This window comes from Ruegeria sp. YTSC199, from assembly GCF_059609725.1.
Map to the genome: position 1 here is coordinate 110,317 of NZ_JBXWMF010000008.1, position 12,809 is coordinate 123,125.

Annotated in this window: 11 protein-coding genes, 1 tRNA gene and 1 pseudogene; 10 read left to right on the forward strand and 3 right to left on the reverse strand. The window is 58.6% G+C overall.

Annotation, left to right across the window (positions count from 1 at the left end; all coding sequences use genetic code 11):
• Positions 1–182: 182 nt before the first annotated feature.
• Genes AC2FEE_RS09995 through arsB form a run of 4 tightly spaced genes read left to right on the forward strand, consistent with a single transcriptional unit; the run spans position 183 to position 4,322 of the window.
• Positions 183–1,016: an arsenate reductase/protein-tyrosine-phosphatase family protein gene (locus AC2FEE_RS09995; RefSeq protein ID WP_496864826.1), complete on the forward strand. Its 834-nt coding sequence runs from the start codon at positions 183–185 to the stop codon at positions 1,014–1,016.
• Complete coding sequence (locus AC2FEE_RS10000) at positions 1,013–2,011, forward strand: ArsJ-associated glyceraldehyde-3-phosphate dehydrogenase (RefSeq protein ID WP_496864827.1); 999 nt, start codon at positions 1,013–1,015, stop codon at positions 2,009–2,011. The genes AC2FEE_RS09995 and AC2FEE_RS10000 overlap by 4 nt, the downstream gene beginning before the upstream one ends.
• The gene (gene arsJ, locus AC2FEE_RS10005) at positions 2,008–3,273 is read left to right on the forward strand and encodes an organoarsenical effux MFS transporter ArsJ (RefSeq protein WP_496864829.1); all 1,266 of its coding nucleotides are present in this window, start codon (positions 2,008–2,010) and stop codon (positions 3,271–3,273) included. Before AC2FEE_RS10000 ends, arsJ begins: the two co-directional genes overlap by 4 nt.
• Complete coding sequence (arsB, locus tag AC2FEE_RS10010) at positions 3,270–4,322, forward strand: ACR3 family arsenite efflux transporter (protein ID WP_496864830.1); 1,053 nt, start codon at positions 3,270–3,272, stop codon at positions 4,320–4,322. The genes arsJ and arsB overlap by 4 nt, the downstream gene beginning before the upstream one ends.
• A gap of 18 nt (positions 4,323–4,340) precedes the next feature.
• On the opposite strand, the gene AC2FEE_RS10015 is transcribed toward arsB, so the two are convergent.
• On the reverse strand, positions 4,341–5,354 hold the full coding sequence (locus AC2FEE_RS10015; RefSeq protein ID WP_496864832.1) for a LacI family DNA-binding transcriptional regulator: 1,014 nt from the start codon (positions 5,352–5,354) through the stop codon (positions 4,341–4,343).
• 233 nt (positions 5,355–5,587) lie between these two features.
• Between AC2FEE_RS10015 and AC2FEE_RS10020 the strand changes: the two genes are divergently transcribed.
• The 5 genes from AC2FEE_RS10020 to AC2FEE_RS10040 all read left to right on the forward strand — a co-directional run bounded on the left by AC2FEE_RS10020 (position 5,588) and on the right by AC2FEE_RS10040 (position 10,822).
• Positions 5,588–6,892, forward strand: a complete 1,305-nt coding sequence (locus AC2FEE_RS10020; protein ID WP_496864834.1) for an extracellular solute-binding protein — start codon at positions 5,588–5,590, stop codon at positions 6,890–6,892.
• Between the two features lie 72 nt (positions 6,893–6,964).
• Complete coding sequence (locus tag AC2FEE_RS10025) at positions 6,965–7,846, forward strand: ABC transporter permease subunit (RefSeq protein ID WP_496864836.1); 882 nt, start codon at positions 6,965–6,967, stop codon at positions 7,844–7,846.
• An 11-nt stretch (positions 7,847–7,857) separates the two neighbouring features.
• A complete protein-coding gene (locus AC2FEE_RS10030) occupies positions 7,858–8,751 on the forward strand; it encodes an ABC transporter permease subunit (RefSeq protein ID WP_496864837.1) in 894 nt (297 codons plus the stop codon).
• Between the two features lie 11 nt (positions 8,752–8,762).
• On the forward strand, positions 8,763–9,809 hold the full coding sequence (locus tag AC2FEE_RS10035; protein ID WP_496864838.1) for an ABC transporter ATP-binding protein: 1,047 nt from the start codon (positions 8,763–8,765) through the stop codon (positions 9,807–9,809).
• A gap of 11 nt (positions 9,810–9,820) precedes the next feature.
• A complete protein-coding gene (locus AC2FEE_RS10040; RefSeq protein WP_496864839.1) occupies positions 9,821–10,822 on the forward strand; it encodes an endonuclease/exonuclease/phosphatase family protein in 1,002 nt (333 codons plus the stop codon).
• Positions 10,823–10,930: 108 nt separating this feature from the next.
• Here the strand turns inward: AC2FEE_RS10040 and AC2FEE_RS10045 are convergent.
• Both AC2FEE_RS10045 and AC2FEE_RS10050 read right to left on the reverse strand, forming a co-directional pair.
• Positions 10,931–11,237, reverse strand: a pseudogene (locus tag AC2FEE_RS10045) (IS3 family transposase); the annotation flags it as partial.
• A 351-nt stretch (positions 11,238–11,588) separates the two neighbouring features.
• Positions 11,589–11,665, reverse strand: a tRNA-Arg gene (locus tag AC2FEE_RS10050).
• 115 nt (positions 11,666–11,780) lie between these two features.
• Between AC2FEE_RS10050 and AC2FEE_RS10055 the strand changes: the two genes are divergently transcribed.
• A complete protein-coding gene (locus AC2FEE_RS10055; RefSeq protein WP_496864840.1) occupies positions 11,781–12,806 on the forward strand; it encodes a LacI family DNA-binding transcriptional regulator in 1,026 nt (341 codons plus the stop codon).
• The last annotated feature ends 3 nt before the right edge of the window (positions 12,807–12,809 follow it).

Genomic DNA, 12,809 nt, shown 5'->3' on the forward strand with positions numbered 1-12,809 from the left:
GTGCAAGTCTTGATCTTTGTGATTTTTCCCGCGGCGATTGCGGCGATTCTCAGTTTCACACCCCCAACGCAACCAGATCTTTTGACCCGAGCCACGACGCCTGCATGTTCTGACTGTGAAATTTCTGTGACGGCGCATTTCCCGGATTGTCGCACAATCATTATTTCTATAATTCATGAAATATGATAGAACAAGTAACTGACCAACTTGCCATCCTCGGGCACCCGCAGCGCATCTCGGTGTTTCGCATGTTGATGCGACGTTTTCCTGACACTGTGCCCGCCGGAGAGCTGGCGGCAGAGCTGGATATCAAGGCCAGCACCCTTTCGAACTACCTGAACGCGCTGCAACGCTCGGGGCTGGTAACGCAGGAGCGGTCGGGAACCTCTCTGCTCTATTCGGTCGATATGAAGAACGTGCAGCACATGCTGAATTTTCTCGTCCTCGATTGCTGCCGTGGCCGCCCTGATATCTGTATGCCTTTCAGCCCGGGAAATGACGCCATGACGAACCGCAAGTTCAATGTACTGTTTCTGTGCGTGGGCAACTCCGCCCGCTCGATCTTTGCCGAATCCCTGCTGCGCGAACTGGGGGGCGACCGGTTCAATGCCTTTTCCGCCGGAACCCAGCCGACCTCGGAGCTCAATCCTTTTGCCATGCAGGTGCTGAAGGACAAGGGGCATGACACATCCGTGCTGCGCTCCAAACACATGTCCGAGTTTGCCGCGCCGGACGCGGCGGAGATGGATTTTGTCTTTACCGTCTGCAACCAGGCCGCCAACGAGGAATGCCCCGCTTGGGAAGGTCAGCCGATCAGTGGCCATTGGGGCATGGTAGATCCGGTCAAGGCCACCGGCACCGATGCGGAAAAAAGCCTTGCCTTCCAGAGCGCCTATGGCGCGCTGAAACGACGGATCGAGGCCTTTACTTCTCTGCCGATCGAAAGCCTGGACCGGATCGCATTGCAAACTGCTGTCGATGACATTGGCAGAACGTCACTTGAGGACACAAAATGACGACTTACGCTGTAAACGGCCTGGGCCGGATGGGAAAGCTGGCCCTGAAGCCGTTGTTGGAAAAAGGCGCAAAGATCGCCTGGATCAATGACGGGGTCGGTGACCCCGGGATGCACGCGCATCTGCTGGAGTTCGACACGGTGCACGGTCGTTGGGATGCCAAGTTTTCGCACAATGCCGACAGCGTTACCATCAACGGCACCCGCCTGCCCTTTATCGGCACCAGGAACGTAGACGACCTGCCTCTGGACGGGGTGGACGTGGTGATCGACTGTACTGGTGTTTTCAAGACCGAGGCCAATCTGGCCCCCTATTTCGCAGCGGGTGTTAAAAAGGTTGTTGTCTCGGCCCCGGTCAAGGACGGCCCTACCGCAAATATCGTTATGGGTGTGAACGAAGACACCTATGACCCGGCCGAGCATCACATCGTGACGGCGGCCTCCTGCACTACCAACTGCCTGGCTCCGGTGGTCAAGGTCATCCATGAGAACCTCGGTATCCGCCATGGCTCGATGACCACGATCCATGACGTGACCAACACACAGACTATCGTGGATCGCCCGGCCAAAGACCTGCGGCGCGCGCGCTCGGCGCTGAATTCGCTGATCCCGACCACCACGGGCTCGGCCACCGCGATCACGCTGATCTATCCGGAACTGAAGGGTCGGTTGAACGGCCACGCGGTACGGGTGCCTCTGCTGAACGCCTCGCTGACCGACTGCGTTTTCGAGGTAGAGCGCGAAACCACCGTCGAAGAGGTCAACGCCTTCTTCAAGGTTGCCGCCGAGGGCGAGCTGAAAGGTATTCTGGGCTATGAGACCCGCCCGCTGGTCTCAACCGATTACACCAACGACGAGCGGTCATCGATCGTCGATGCACCCTCAACCATGGTGGTGAACGGGACGCAGGTGAAAATCTATGCGTGGTATGACAACGAGATGGGATATGCCCACCGTCTGGTCGATGTCGCACTGAAGGTCGGAGCTTCGCTGTGACACCCCGGCCCGAGGGACTGTCGGCCTATATCGCGGTCACGGCGGCCTATTGGACCTTTATGCTGACCGACGGGGCTCTGCGGATGCTGGTGCTGCTGCACTTTCATACGATGGGGTTCTCGCCGGTTCAGTTGGCATATCTGTTTGTTCTCTATGAAATCGCAGGGATGGGGACGAACCTTGCGGCGGGCTGGATCGCCGCAAGGTTCGGGCTGACATCGACGCTGTATGCAGGCTTGGCATTGCAGGTGGGGGCACTGCTTATTCTCACCCAACTAGACCCTAACTGGGCAATTCCGGCGAAAGTTGTCTTTGTCATGATCGTGCAAGGGGCCAGTGGGGTTGCCAAGGATCTGGCCAAGATGTCCTCGAAATCCGCCGTGAAACTGTTGGCCCCGACCCAAGGCGGCGGGCTGTTTCGCTGGGTCGCCGTTCTGACCGGCTCGAAGAACGCCGTCAAAGGTTTGGGGTTCCTGCTGGGCGCCGCCTTGCTGGCCACGCTGGGCTTTATGTGGGCCACGCTGGCCATGGCAATTGTGCTGGCGGTCGTTTTGGTCGCTGTCGTCCTGTTGATGCCACCGGGCCTGCCCAAAGGGCGAAAGGGTGCGAAATTCTCCGAAGTTTTCTCGAAATCCTCCAACGTCAACTGGCTGTCAGCGGCGCGGGTTTTCCTGTTCGGCGCGCGCGACGTGTGGTTCGTGGTCGGCATCCCAATCTATTTCTATGCCGTGCTTTCGGATGGCACCGAGGACGGCAACCGCGCCGCATTCTTCATGATCGGCACCTTCATGGCGGTCTGGGTCATCCTCTACGGTGCCGTTCAGGCCAGCGCACCCAAGATCCTGCGCGCGTCAGAACGCAGCGAGGGCGACCTGATCCACGCCGCCCGCAGCTGGGCCACTGCCCTGTTTTGTGTTCCGGCGGCGCTGACGGTTGCGGTGCTGGTGTCCTCGGGTCCGCAAACATGGCTGACCGTCACGTTGGTTATGGGCCTGCTGGTGTTCGGGGTAATCTTTGCGGTCAACTCGTCGCTGCATTCCTACCTGATCCTGGCGTTTACTAAATCCGAACGGGTGACGATGGATGTGGGCTTCTACTACATGGCCAACGCGACGGGTCGCCTTGTGGGCACCGTGCTGTCGGGGCTGACATATCAGATCGGCGGGCTGCCTTTGGTTCTGGGCACCGCCGCCGTGATGGTCGCGCTGGCGGCGCTGACGTCGGGCAAGCTGACCGATCAATTCACTGAAGCCCACTCATGAGCATTTTCGAACGCTACCTGACCGTCTGGGTCGCCCTCGCCATGGTCGGAGGCGTGCTGATCGGTCTGGCCACACCGGGTTTAGTCGGGCTGATCGCCTCGGCCGAGGTGGCCAACGTCAATCTGGTGGTGGCCCTGCTGATCTGGGCCATGGTCTATCCGATGATGGTCAGCGTCGATTTCGGCGCGGTTGCGGGCGTGGCACGCCAACCGAAAGGGTTGATCGTGACACTGGTGGTCAACTGGCTGATCAAGCCCTTCACCATGGCGCTGCTGGCGGTGTTGTTCTTCGACTATGTATTCGCACCGTGGATTCACCCCGAAGATGCAGCGCAATACACCGCCGGTCTGATCCTGCTGGGCGCGGCACCTTGTACCGCAATGGTGTTCGTCTGGTCGCAACTGACCAAGGGGGATGCGACCTACACGCTGGTGCAGGTCTCGGTCAACGATCTGATCATGGTCGTGGCCTTTGCCCCCATCGTCGCATTTCTTCTTGGGGTCACCGATATCTCAGTCCCGTGGCAGACTTTGGTGCTGGCAACCGTGCTTTATGTGGTGCTGCCCCTGATCGCGGGGCTGATCACGCGCCGGAAACTGGGCTCGCAAGACGCCATCGACGCGTTTTCGGCCCGGGTGAAACCGTGGTCGGTGCTGGGCCTGATTGCCACCGTTGTTATCCTGTTCGGCCTGCAGGGGCAAACCATTCTTGCGAAACCGCTGGTGATTGTCCTGATCGCCGTACCAATCCTGATCCAAAGCTATGGGATCTTCGCCCTGGCCTACTCAGCGGCCTATGCGCTGAAAGTCCCCCATCGTATTGCCGCCCCTTGCGCCATGATCGGCACGTCCAACTTCTTTGAGCTGGCGGTCGCGGTCGCCATCAGCCTGTTCGGACTGAACTCGGGCGCCGCCTTGGCCACCGTGGTGGGCGTTCTGGTCGAAGTGCCGGTGATGCTGTCACTGGTTGCGTTCGCCAACCGCACGCGTGCCCGGTTTCCCGAACCCCCCGATTTCAACAGGCTGAGCACCGAGAAACCCAAGCCTTAGCGCGGGCACCACAGGTGATCAGTGAGTCCCGCGCGGCACGAAATAGGGATCGATCAGAAGGGTTTCACTCGCCCTGGCGGGCTCGGACAACCGGCGTTCGAGCAAGTGGATCACGTGCTCGACCGACTGGTCGATGGGGTTGTTCACGGTGCTCAGGTTGAAGGTGGGCCATCGGGCCATTTCGATATCGTCGAAGCCGACAATCGACAGCGCACCGGGTACATCCAACCCCAATTCCCGCGCCGCAGTCAGCGCGCCGATTGCGCTGGCATCATTGGCACAGACCAGCGCATCCAGGCTGTGATCCCGCAGCAGTTTCATCGACGCGTTATACCCGGCCTCGACGGTAAATTCCCCCATCTCTTCCGCAATCAGGGATAACCCGACCTTTTCAAGGGCAGCCAACATGCCCGCCCGGCGGTCAGCCGACGAAGCAAAGCAAGTCGCGCCTGCGATGTACCCGAAGCGCGTGCGCCCCTGATCAATAAGTGTTTGCGTCGCGATCCGCGTACCCTCGGCGTTTCGACAACACACGTTATCGACCCCCGGCGCATCCACGATGCGGCCGGATGAGATCATGGGGACGCCGAACTTGCTGCACTGCTCGACCAGCGGGCCGGGCATACTGCCGCCGCGCAGAATCAGGGCGTCCAGCGGGTATCGCATCACCTGGTCAATGGCTGCTTCGGCGCGGTCGTCACCGCCATCAATCAGAATCGGCCACTTGTTCAATGCATTCAGCCGACCCACCAAACGGTTCACGAATTCAGAATCGTAAGTGCTGCGCATGTTGCCGACAAAAACCGCCACCAGATGCGACCGCCCCCCCTTTAACCCTGCCGCCAAAGCGTTGGGCTGATAACCCATGCGCGCAGCTATCTTTTGGATTTTTTTTCTTTTGCTTACATCAAGATAAGCACCCGGCGTAAAGGCGCGTGAGACGGCGGAACGCGACACTCCAGCCGCATCTGCAACGGCTTGCGCCGTCACGCGGCGGGGCCTTTCGGCGGGTTTGCTGCTGTCGTCTGTCACGCCAAATCTGTCCTCTTTTTTGGATTAATTTGTCAATATTGCTAGAAATCTTTCATCGAACTGTCATACGTTAACATTATGTGAGCACGTGTGCAGAATCCAGACACGGCTCGCTATGCAGGTCGGAGGGCTGCACGTTGAACAACGCTGCAGGAGAGCCTGCGCAACAACCTGGCATCTGTTGCCACCGGTCTCTTAGCTGCAGGGGGCCGAAATCGAACCGGAGGATCGAAATGACCAACCTGAAGTTTTGCGCAACAGCCGCAGCACTCGCGTTCACCGCGACTGCGGCCTTTGCAGAAACCGAAATCACCTGGTGGCACGCCCATGGCGGACAGTTGGGGGAAACCGTCAACAAGGTTGCCGAGAAGTTCAATGCTTCGCAGGACGAATATAAAATCACTCCGATCTACAAAGGCAGCTACGAAGAGACGCTGACTGCGGGTATTGCGGCCTTCCGTGCCGGAGAACAGCCCAACATCATGCAGGTTTTCGACGCCGGTGCTGCCACCGTGATCGCTGCCAAAGGCGCGACCGTTCCGGTTCAGGACCTGCTGGCCGATAACGGCGTTGATTTCGACATCAACGATTATATCGCTGGTGTTCGCTACTTCTACGCCGACAGCGATGGCAAGATGATCGGCATGCCGTTCAATTCTTCGACGCCGATTTTGTATTACAACGTCGACGCGCTGGAAGCTGCGGGCGTGACCCCGCCGAAAACTTGGGAAGAGTTTCAATCGACCACCGCTCCGGCACTGAAGGACGCCGGTTACATTGCGCTCAGCCAGTCACACCTGCCTTGGATCTTTACCGAGAACTTCATGTCGCGTCATGACCTGCCGTTTGCGACCAACAACAACGGCTATGACGGTACAGACACACAAATTCTGGTCAATAACGATGCCATCAAGGCACATTTCACTGCCGTGAACGAATGGAAAGACAACGGCATGTTTGAATGGTACGGCACCGGTTGGGGCGACAATGCCAAGCCGTTCGAAGAAGGCAAAGTTGCCATGTGGCTGGGTTCGTCGGGTTCGTTCGGTGGTCTGCTGCAGAAAGACCTGCCTTTTGAATTCAGCGCGACCGGGCTGCCCTACTGGGAGGCGGTAACAGCTGAGCCGACCCAAACCTTCATCGGCGGCGCTGCCCTGTTTGCAATGTCAGGTAAATCGGACGAAGAGAACAAGGCCACCGCGGCATTTTTTGACTTCCTGACATCGCCCGAAACTCAGTATTTCTGGCATCAGGAAACCGGTTACGTACCGATCACCGAGGCCGCCTATGAACTTGCCAAAACAGATGGCCACTATGACCGGTTCCCGGCCGCCCAGGTTGGTGTCAACCAGTTGCAGGAAAAGGCCGGTGAGAACACCAAGGGATATCGCATGGGCTTCTACGTTCAGATCCGCGACATCATGAACCGAGAATATGGCCGTATCCTGACAGGTGAAACCGACGTGGAAACCGGTTTCAAAACCATCGAAGAGGAAGCCAACGAACTGCTGGCCCGCTTCGCCAAGACCCAGGGTTAAGCCCCGGGATCACCCCCAGGATGGTCGCGTCTTCACGGCGCGGCCATCCCTTCCATTCTGAACGGACGGGTCATGAAACGCGCGGGCTTCGACAATATATGGCTACCTGTGGCGCTGCTGCTGCCACAATTGATGATCATCGGCATCTTCTTTTACTGGCCTGCGGGCTGGGCGCTGCAATCATCGTTCTTTCTGCAGGACCCTTTCGGGTTCGGATCGACCTTTGTCGGGGCAGACAATTACACCTCGTTGTTGGGCAATGATCAGTACAAGCGCATCGCATGGTTCACCGTTGTCTTTTCTGTCCTTGTCACTTTCTTCTCGCTGGCCATTGCGCTTTTGCTGGCGGTGAAGGCCGACAAGGTGCTTCGCGGGGCCAAGACCTATCGGACGCTGCTGATGTGGGTCTACGCCATTGCGCCGCCTGTCGCAGGCTTCCTTGGCATCCTGTTTTTCGACCAGAGTACCGGCCCGATGACCAAGTTCTTCCAGATGTTCGGCTGGGATTTCAAACTAGGCGTTGATAACAACGCCACTGCGACCGCGATGATCATCGTGTCGGTCTGGAAGCAGATTCCGGTCAACTTCATCTTTTTCCTGTCGGGCCTGCAATCCATTCCACGTTCCGTGCGCGAGGCAGCGATGATCGACAACCGCTCGGCCACTGGACGGTTCTGGCAAGTCACCTTCCCCCTGCTGGCGCCGACCGCGTTCTTCCTGCTGATCATCAACATCACCTATGCGCTGTTCGACACGTTCGGCATCATCGACGCGCTGATGAAGGGCGAACCCGGCAACAACCCGATGACGCTGGTCTACAAGGTCTATCTGGACGGGTTCCGGGGTAATGATCTGGGCGGGTCCTCGGCGCAATCCGTTGTCCTGATGGTTCTGGTACTGATCCTGACCGTCTTTCAGTTCCGGCTGGTTGAACGCCGGATTCACTATACCTGAGGGGGCTTGTCATGGCTGACACAACGCTTGAAACAAACGCCGAGACCCGCCGCCCCCGCCGCATTCGCTGGGAGACAGTCGGAGATCACGTCGTCCTGATCCTCGGCTCCCTGCTGATGATCCTGCCGCCACTGCTGGCGCTGACCACAGCCAGCCACGATGCGGTGACGATCCACCGTGAAGGGCTGCAACTGACGCTGGGCGACGATCTGGGCAAGAATTTCCACGCTGCCATGCTTGAAAAGGGCGGCTTTACCCAAACGGTCGACGGCACATTGATGCTGATGAACTCGTTCATTCTGGGTATCGGCTTTGCGGTGGGCAAGATTATCATCTCGATGATGGCCGCCTACGCGATCGTCTATTTCCGCCTGCGCTTTGCCACACTGGCCTTCTGGATAATCTTCACCACCCTGCTGCTGCCGCTTGAGGTGCGTATCCTGCCGTCCTACGAAGCGATCCAGAAGCTGGGCCTGACCAACACCTATACTGGCCTGATTGTGCCGCTTATCGCTTCGGCAACCGGCACGTTTTTCTTCCGGCAGTTCTTCATGTCGGTTCCGGAAGAACTGGCCGAAGCCGCGCGCATCGACGGCGCAGGCCCGTGGAAGTTCTTCATTGACATCCTTGTGCCCCTCAGCCGGACGATGATCGCAGCAATCTTCATCATCATGTTCGTCTTTGGCTGGAACCAGTATCTGTGGCCGACCCTGATCACCACCGATGAAAGCTTCTTTACCCTGGTCCGGGGCATCAAACAGATTGTGCTGTCTTATACCGACAGCCAGATCCCCGAACATGGGCAGGCGTTGGCGCTGGCCATTGTGGCGATGATCCCGCCCGTAGCTATCGTCATCTTTTTCCAGAACTGGTTCGTCAAGGGCCTCACAGAATCCGATAAATAAGGAATACGCGCATGGCTCAGGTTTCTTTGGAGGGCATCCGCAAGGTTTATCCCAACGGCTTTCAGGCGGTTGAGAGCACCAGCTTCACCATTCAGGATGGCGAGTTCGTCGTTCTGGTCGGCCCCTCGGGCTGCGGTAAATCCACCCTGCTGCGGATGATCGCAGGGCTCGAGGATATCACCGAGGGCACACTGAAAATCGGCGACCGGGTGGTCAACGATGTCGATCCGGCGGATCGGGACATCGCGATGGTGTTTCAGAACTACGCTTTGTACCCGCATATGACGGTGCGCAAGAATATCGGCTATGGGCTGAAGAACCGCGGCACACCGGCCACCGAGATCGCGGCCAAGGTGGAAGACGCCGCCAAAATGCTGAACCTGACCGAGTATTTGGACCGCAAGCCCGCGCAGCTGTCCGGCGGTCAGCGCCAACGCGTTGCCATGGGCCGCGCGGTTGTCCGCGATCCGGCGCTGTTCCTGTTTGATGAACCGCTGTCGAACCTGGACGCCAAGCTGCGCAACCAGATGCGGATCGAAATCAAGGCCTTGCAACGTCGCCTTGGCACCACCGCCGTGTACGTGACCCACGATCAGGTCGAGGCAATGACGATGGCGGATCGCATCATCGTTCTGAACAACGGCCGGATCGAACAGATCGGCACCCCATATGAGATCTATCACAACCCGGCCTCGACCTTTGTTGCTTCCTTCATGGGCGCACCACCGATGAATCTGATCGAGGCTGAGGTGGCCGAACAGCAGGTCCGGATCAACGGGTATGACAGTCTGATGCCCGCCCCCGCCGCCTATGTCGGCCCCGTCACGATGGGCATCCGACCCGAGGACGTTGAGCTGGACGATCAGGGTTCCGTCACGTTCCGAGTCGACATTCTGGAAGAACTGGGCGCCCACCGCCTGCTACACGGCGCGATTGCGGATCAGCCCTTTACGGTTATGGTCGGCAAGGACCACGATGCTCAAACCGGCGAGATCCGCGTCACCCTTAAGCCCGACGCCCTGCGACTGTTCGATGTGGAAACGGGAAAAGTCCTTTGATTACTGAAATATTGAAGGCTCTTCCCGCTGTGACCCCGGATCAGCGTCGGGAAATTCTGGCCGCGCCACGCACGTCTGAGGCTCACCGGGGCCTGTTGTCCGGCCTGCCCGCCATGAACGCGCTGCAAGTGGGGGGTGAGGGCTCGGCTGCCCAACTGTCCGCGCAATTCACCGTCGCGGCTTGGAATGTTGAACGCTGTCTGTTCCCCGAAGACACTGCCGCTCACCTGAAATCGATCACTCCGGACGTTGTTCTGTTGTCTGAGGTTGATCACGGCATGGCCCGCACCGCGCAGCGCCACACTACCGAAGAGATGGCGCGCGCCCTGGGCATGGTCTACGCTTTCGGGGTCGAATTTCATGAGCTTGACCTGGGCGGCCCGACCGAGCGGTCCTTCTGCACCGATGCATTCAACGAATGGGGTTGGCACGGCAACGCGATCCTTTCCTCGGTCCCGTTCGAACGCACCGCCCTGATCCGTCTGGACGATCACGGCCACTGGTTCACGCCCGAAGCCGGCGCGGTCGACCCCGATCAACCCCGCGTCGGCGGTCGAATTGCCATCGCGGCAGTGATCCCCGGTTTCAACGGCCCTGTCTGTGTAGTCTCGACCCACCTGGAAAGCAACGCGGACACCGCGCACCGGCATGCTCAGTTTGAACGGTTGCTGCAGGCTGTGGATGCTTTTGCACCGGGCCTCCCGGTTCTCATCGGCGGAGACCTGAACACCGGCAACCACCTTCCGCCCGATTTCGACTGGCGGCAGGAAACACTGTTCGATCTGGCCGAGGGTCATGGCTATTCCTGGGCTTTCACCCCGCCGGGGCACACGACGCGGCCTAGCCTGATCACCCCGCACCCGAACCGCAAGATGAAACTGGACTGGCTGGCGGGTCGAGGACTCGCACCTGTCGAAAACGGACTTCTATCCTCAATTTCCGCCTCGGGCACCCCTTTGTCGGACCACGATTGCGTCTGGAGCACAATTCGCCCGCGGAATGAAACAGCCTGAAACTGGCGACACCGGCAGACTTGGAATAGTTGTCGAAAAACCAAGCCAAAGCAGGGATTGAACCAATGGCGCTTAAACGGACTTGTCCTTCATCTCGCTTGTGATCAGGTCGACGCAGGCACCCCGTCGGGCGGGGCTCAGAAGTTTCCCTGTGCAGCTTCCTTCAGGATGTGCTTGTCAAGCGTCAGGTCAAAAACAGCCTTGCGAAGACGTTCATTCTCCTTCTGCAAGCGTTTTGGTTCCTTCAGCAGGTCGGTTCCGATACCACCCTATTGCTGCGCAACCGGTAATAGGTTTCTTCCGTTAGGCGAACCCAGTGGATCGCATCCACGCGCATCATGCCCTTTCCGACAAGCACATCAGCTTGTCGCTGCTTTTGAACTATTTCTTCCGGCTTGTTTCTCTTGTTCGCCATTTTCAGTCAGCCGTTTCTCGAACACAGCGGTGGTCCAAATCAAATAGGGCACTCCAGCGACCGACCGCACCCCAGACATTGCCTCTGCCTTTGTCCTGACCAAGAAGGGCCAACCCTTTAAGGCTGAGAGCCTGGGCAACGAGTTCGGAGACACAGCACGCACCAAAACTTCCGCGATGGCGGGGCAAATGAGTCTTTCGGAAATCAAGCGATATACCCGAGCAGCGGATCGAGAGCGCATGGTGAAATTTCTGGCGGGGGTTATCCAAAATGGGAAACGCCTACCCAAGAACGGGACACACCCGCGCAACCCGCTGCAAAATTGGAGAAATTATCGTGCAGTTCAGGGAATGGCGACCCCGGCAGGATTCGAACCTGCAACCTGCCCCTTAGGAGGGGGCTGCTCTATCCAGTTGAGCCACGGGGCCGCGCAAGGCCCTCTGTACCTGTGTTTTTTCCGGTTGTCATGAGTTTTGCACAACAGTTGTAAAACGCGTCCTGTTCACGCTACCATCGGGCAAAACAACAGTGCAGGTGCCCTCCGTGACCACAGAAACAAAACGTCCGCTTACCCTTCGTGATGTCTCGGAAGCGTCCGGAGTGTCCGAGATGACAGTCAGCCGGGTTCTGAGGAACCGTGGCGACGTGTCCGACGCCACCCGCACCCGCGTTTTGGCCGCGGCGAAAGAGCTGGGATATGTGCCCAACAAGATCGCGGGCGCACTGGCCTCAAGTCGGGTAAACTTGGTCGCAGTGATCATCCCGTCGCTGTCAAACATGGTCTTTCCCGAGGTGCTGACCGGCATCAATCAGGTTTTGGAAGATACCGAATTGCAGCCTGTTGTCGGCGTCACAGACTATTTGCCTGAGAAAGAAGAAAAGGTCCTTTACGAGATGCTCTCGTGGCGGCCATCAGGCGTGATCATCGCGGGGCTGGAGCATACCGAGGCCGCCCGTGCCATGCTGGATTCGGCGGGTATTCCGGTGGTTGAGATCATGGATACCGATGGCAAACCGGTGGATGCGATGGTTGGCATCTCGCACCGCCGGGCCGGGCGCGAAATGGCCGAGGCGATCCTGAAGGCGGGTTACGAACATATCGGTTTCATGGGCACCAAGATGCCGCTGGACCACCGTGCGCGGAAACGTTTTGAAGGCTTCACCGAAGTTCTCGGCAAGAGCGGTGTCGAGATCGAGGATCGCGAGTTCTATTCCGGAGGTTCAGCCCTTGCCAAAGGGCGTGAGATGACACAGGCCATGCTGGAACGTTCTCCCGATCTGGACTTCCTCTATTATTCCAACGACATGATTGGCGCGGGCGGACTGTTGTACCTGCTGGAACAGGGCATCGACATACCGGGGCAGATCGGTCTGGCCGGGTTCAACAATGTCGAGCTGCTGCAAGGCCTGCCGCGCAAGCTGGCCACGATGGATGCCTGCCGGTTGGAGATCGGACGCAAGGCGGCTGAGATCATCGCCCGGCAACTGGCCGAGCCGGAAGCCGAGATCGACACCCGCGTGACCCTGACCCCCAAGATCAGCTTTGGTGACACACTGAAACGGCGCTAGTGC

Excerpts from the sequence above, each read along its gene's own strand:
- AC2FEE_RS10030 (WP_496864837.1), top strand. The coding sequence starts at position 7,858 with ATGGCTGACACAACGCTTGAAACAAACGCCGAGACCCGCCGCCCCCGC.
- AC2FEE_RS10020 (WP_496864834.1), top strand. The coding sequence starts at position 5,588 with ATGACCAACCTGAAGTTTTGCGCAACAGCCGCAGCACTCGCGTTCACC.
- AC2FEE_RS10000 (WP_496864827.1), top strand. The coding sequence starts at position 1,013 with ATGACGACTTACGCTGTAAACGGCCTGGGCCGGATGGGAAAGCTGGCC.
- arsB (WP_496864830.1), top strand. The coding sequence starts at position 3,270 with ATGAGCATTTTCGAACGCTACCTGACCGTCTGGGTCGCCCTCGCCATG.
- AC2FEE_RS10025 (WP_496864836.1), top strand. The coding sequence starts at position 6,965 with ATGAAACGCGCGGGCTTCGACAATATATGGCTACCTGTGGCGCTGCTG.
- AC2FEE_RS09995 (WP_496864826.1), top strand. The coding sequence starts at position 183 with ATGATAGAACAAGTAACTGACCAACTTGCCATCCTCGGGCACCCGCAG.
- AC2FEE_RS10035 (WP_496864838.1), top strand. The coding sequence starts at position 8,763 with ATGGCTCAGGTTTCTTTGGAGGGCATCCGCAAGGTTTATCCCAACGGC.